The organism is Flavobacterium sp., assembly GCF_044348915.1.
GTDB lineage: Bacteria > Bacteroidota > Bacteroidia > Flavobacteriales > Flavobacteriaceae > Flavobacterium.
This window is the reverse complement of record NZ_JBIKRX010000137.1, coordinates 1-4,673: the sequence shown is the minus strand read 5'-3', so window position 1 is coordinate 4,673 and position 4,673 is coordinate 1. Positions and strand designations below refer to the sequence as shown.

General features: G+C 35.7%; 4 protein-coding genes. 3 read left to right on the top strand and 1 reads right to left on the bottom strand.

Translation table 11 applies throughout. From position 1 onward, the window contains the following. Positions 1-68 precede the first annotated feature (68 nt). The 3 genes from ACIQ1E_RS13870 (at position 69) to ACIQ1E_RS13860 (ending at position 3,297) form a co-directional block, all read left to right on the top strand. Complete coding sequence (locus ACIQ1E_RS13870) at positions 69-809, top strand: ABC transporter ATP-binding protein (RefSeq protein ID WP_396171939.1); 741 nt, start codon at positions 69-71, stop codon at positions 807-809. Positions 810-901: 92 nt separating this feature from the next. Beyond that, positions 902-2,008, top strand: a complete 1,107-nt coding sequence (locus ACIQ1E_RS13865) for an ABC transporter permease (protein WP_396171938.1) — start codon at positions 902-904, stop codon at positions 2,006-2,008. 164 nt (positions 2,009-2,172) lie between these two features. After that, positions 2,173-3,297, top strand: coding sequence for an ABC transporter permease (locus tag ACIQ1E_RS13860; RefSeq protein WP_396171936.1), 1,125 nt, complete (start codon positions 2,173-2,175; stop codon positions 3,295-3,297). Between the two features lie 20 nt (positions 3,298-3,317). On the opposite strand, the gene ACIQ1E_RS13855 is transcribed toward ACIQ1E_RS13860, so the two are convergent. After that, positions 3,318-4,487 (bottom strand): porin, encoded by a 1,170-nt coding sequence (locus ACIQ1E_RS13855; protein ID WP_396171934.1) that lies wholly within the window; start codon positions 4,485-4,487, stop codon positions 3,318-3,320. Positions 4,488-4,673 lie beyond the last annotated feature (186 nt).

Below are 4,673 nucleotides of genomic sequence, written 5' to 3'. Positions count from 1 at the left end.
AATTTAACTTGAAATCTGTGATAATCTGTGTAATCTGTGGTAAAAAAAATGTGTGTTGAAATGACAAAATGAAGAAAGAAAGAGTCATAGCAGTTCAAAATCTAACCAAACAATTTGGCAGCTTCACCGCTGTCAATAGTATTTCTTTTGAGGTGTACAAAGGAGAGATTTTCGGATTTCTGGGAGCCAATGGCGCTGGAAAAACTACCGCTATGAAAATGCTAATTGGGATTTCGAAACCCAGTTCGGGAGAAGCTTTGGTGGCAGGTTTTGATGTAAAAAGCAACACCGAAATGGTCAAACGAAGCATTGGTTATATGAGTCAAAAGTTCTCGCTGTATGATGATTTAACGCTTAAAGAAAACATTACTTTTTTTGGAGGCATTTATGGTTTGAGCAGGAGCCAAATCAAGGAAAAAACTGTACGATTGGTCGCGGAATTAGGTCTTGAAGATACCATTGACAAACTGGTTGGTTCCTTGCCTTTGGGATGGAAACAGAAACTATCTTTTTCAGTTGCCTTATTGCACGAACCAAAAATTGTCTTTCTGGATGAACCAACAGGTGGCGTTGACCCCATTACCAGAAGGCAATTTTGGGAAATGATTTATGCCGAAGCCAACAAGGGAACCACAATTTTTGTGACCACGCATTATATGGACGAAGCCGAATATTGCGACCGAGTTTCGATAATGGTCGAAGGAAGTATTGAAGCTTTGGACACGCCAAAAAACTTGAAAGCAAAGTACAATGTAGCTTCAATGAATGACGTTTTCTTAAAATTGGCCAGAAATGTGGAAGCCCCTTAACCCCCAAAGGGGGAACAGAAATGACCTTCGAGACTTTGTGTCAATAAATAATTAAAAGAGGATGAGATTGCTTCGTTCCTCGCAATGACAATATGAAAAGATTCATCGGTTTTGTAACAAAAGAATTCTATCACATTTTTCGTGATAAACGAACTATGTTTATACTTTTTGGAATGCCAATAGCTCAAATAATGTTGTTTGGTTTTGCGATTACGAACGAAATCAACAACGTGAATATTGCTATTTTGGATAAATCGAAAGACAGTGAAACACAAAAGATAATCAATAAAATCAGTGCTTCCAGTTATTTCAAAATCGATGAAGAAATCTCCAATGAAAACCAAATTGAAAGCGTTTTCAAAAAAGGAAAGGTAAAAGCCGTTTTGGTATTCGAAAAAGATTTTATCAAAAATCTGCAAACGCTCAAACAAGCCAAAGTACAAGTGATAACGGATGCTACCGATCCCAATGTCGCCAACACTATTACCAATTATGTCAACGCTATTTTGCAAAATTACACTCAGGAAATCAATAAAAACAACAAACCCAGTCATCTCATACAAACCCAAACTCAACTCTATTACAACCCTGAATTGAAGAGTGTTTTCAATTTTGTTCCCGGAGTAATGACCATTATTTTGATGCTCGTTTCCGCTATGATGACTTCTATTTCTATCACACGGGAAAAGGAATTGGGAACTATGGAAGTGCTTTTGGTCTCGCCTTTAAAACCTTTTCAAGTTATTATTGGAAAAGTGTTTCCGTATATATTTTTGTCCATCATCAATGCTATAATTATTTTGCTTTTGGGCTTTTTTGTGTTCAAAATGCCTATCGAAGGTAACTTGTTTTTATTGGCATTCGAAAGTATTTTGTTCATTACCACGGCACTTTCCTTAGGGATATTAATCTCGACAGTTTCTAATTCCCAACAAACGGCAATGATGCTTTCCTTGATGGGATTAATGCTGCCTGTCATTATCCTTTCTGGCTTTATTTTTCCCATTTCGAGTATGCCGATGCCGTTGCAAATCATCAGCAATATCATCCCTGCCAAGTGGTTTATCATAATTATCAAAGGCATTTTACTCAAAGGAGCAACCCTAAGCGTGATTTGGAAAGAAACCTTGATTTTGGCTGGAATGACTTTGTTTTTCCTTGTGGTGAGTATTAAAAAATATAAGATACGATTGGAGTAAATCCCCCCATGCCCCCGAAGGGGGAGTTAGGAAAAGAGAAAAGAAGAAAAAGTATAGAAAATAAATAAAATAGACAATTAAAAAATCCGTATTAATCTGTTGGATCAGTGTCATCCGTGGCCCATAAAAAACTTTGCTTCTTAGCGCCTTCGTGGCAAATAACAATGAAAACAATACTATTCATCATACAAAAGGAGTTCAGACAAATCTTTAGAAATAAAGGAATGCTGCCTATTATATTTGTTTTGCCTTTAGTGCAACTGCTTATATTATCAAATGCGGCTAGTTTTGAAATCAAGAACATCAAGTTTTCTTATATAGACAACGATCATTCCGTGGCTTCAAGAGAATTGATTTCGAAGTTTGAAGCATCGAAATATTTTAATATCATCGAAAGCTTTTCTTCTAAAAAAAAGGCCGATTTCCAGATGCAAACTGGGAAAGTGGATGTCATTCTCGAAATTCCCAATCATTTTGAGCGGGATTTAATAACCGAAAAAAATACTAATCTTTCGGTAAGCATCAACGCTATTGATGGTGCGGCGGCAGGAGTGGAGAGTGTGTATATTTCGCAAATTATTACGGGTTTCAACCAAAAAATCCAAACGCAATTGTATCAATACAACGACGCTTCTTATGTACAACCCCTTAATATTGTCACGATTCCTTCATTTTGGTACAACAATACGCTGAACTATAAAACTTTTATGGTTCCGGGAATTTTGGTTTTATTGGTCACAATGTTGACCCTTTTTCTGTCTTCGATGAATATTGTTAGGGAGAAAGAGATGGGAACTTTAGAACAAATCAACGTGACCCCGATCAAAAAACACCAATTCATTGTCGGCAAATTATTTCCGTTTTGGGTTCTAGGTTTAGTGATTTTAACGGTTGGTTTAACAATAGCCAAAGTTGTTTTCAGTGTTCCAATTTTAGGAAATATTGGTCTGATTTATTTCTTCACCTCGGTTTATTTGTTGGTCATCCTAGGTATCGGATTAATTATTTCTAATTATTCCGATACGCAACAACAAGCGATGTTCGTAGCTTGGTTTTTTACTGTTATCTTTATATTAATGAGCGGTTTATTTACACCTATCGAGAGTATGCCTCAATGGGCGCAAAATATCACTTTACTGAATCCGATTCGGTATTTTGTTGAAATTATCAGAATGGTAATGCTCAAAGGAGCGACTTTTTCAGATATTTCCAGACCTTTTTTTATGATTCTTGGCTATGCAATACTATTAAATGGAATTGCCGTTTGGAGCTATAAAAAAGTGAATTAACACCCGTAAAAGCGGTAGTATTATAAAACTAATAGTAGCGCGATAATTCCAAAACTAATTCGGCTAGTTGTATAATCAACAGCACCATAAGTAAGCTCAGCATAAGAAGAGTAATTATACTTGTTGCCAATATATCCTAAATAAAACTTCATATTCAAGTCCGAAAAAGGAGTGTACTCGATAGTAGGAATGATTCCATAAGATGTTAGCAAATTACTGCTTTTATCGGGATCAGGATTTCCGTTCCAATATGAATTATGATTCATAACGGTTAGCAAAAGATTTACTATCGGTTTAATTTTATATTCTGCTCTTATCCAATTTTCAACATAAGACACATCCTGCGCAGCATAGGACTGTTTTGGTTTGATTATATTAGAAATGATCAACTTGTTATCTAAGTCTTCAGTGCTGTAGTGAAAATCATAGTACAAGACAAAGTTTTTGTTTTTAAATTTATTTCCTAAAGTAATATAATTTCGTCCTTTATTATCTGCATCGATAGTATAGCAATAGCTGTATGAGGTTTCAAATTTCCCTTCGAATAAAGATCCTTTCCAATTGGTAACAGCCATAAAAGGGGTTTTGGTTTCTGTCACGCCTGGAGGAATAGTGGTGCCGTATTGTTCTTGAAAAGTTTTGGTTCTTGAATTCAATACCTGCAAATTGAATTTACTCTTTAGTTCAGGAGCAGAATAGGTGTAAGCGGCACCTACGAGGAATAAATCTGATTTTTGAATAATGGTATTGAAAGATAAAACCTCAATAGGATTCAATAGTAGTTCATAACCTGCCCAGTCTCCAATCATTTTTCCTAAGGTTAATTTGGACTTGGGACTAAGGTCAATAATAAGGTGTGCCAAATCGACGGATCGATACACATTATCAATAGTGGCAAGCTCAGGAACTTTCGAATAACGGTTTCTGAATCGAAAATAGACTTTATCGTGAATTTTTCCTTTGATTTCGAATCTCAATTCATTGACAGAAAATTGTGATTTTGTAAAACCCCCGTCGGTAAAATAATTATCCAATGCCAGTCGCGTATTGAAAATAACATCAACGTCTTTTAATAACGATGCTTTTGAAGTGGGAATCAAAGACCTATAGGCTGGGCTTTCTTGTGCTTTTTGTCCAAATGAGAATAAAGTAGTTAAAACAAGTCCAACTAAAAACAATCTATTTTTCATAATGTCATTACCTGCACGACTTGTTCCTTATAGCGGAAGCAATGTCGCCACTAATTATATATTTAGGTATAGGCGTTTAGGCCGCCCAAAAACGAAAATAGTATTACCTTTGTCAAATGAGTACAAGGGAGAAATTTATAGGTGTGAATTCAATAACATTTAACAAGCGATTTAAGGAAGATGCAG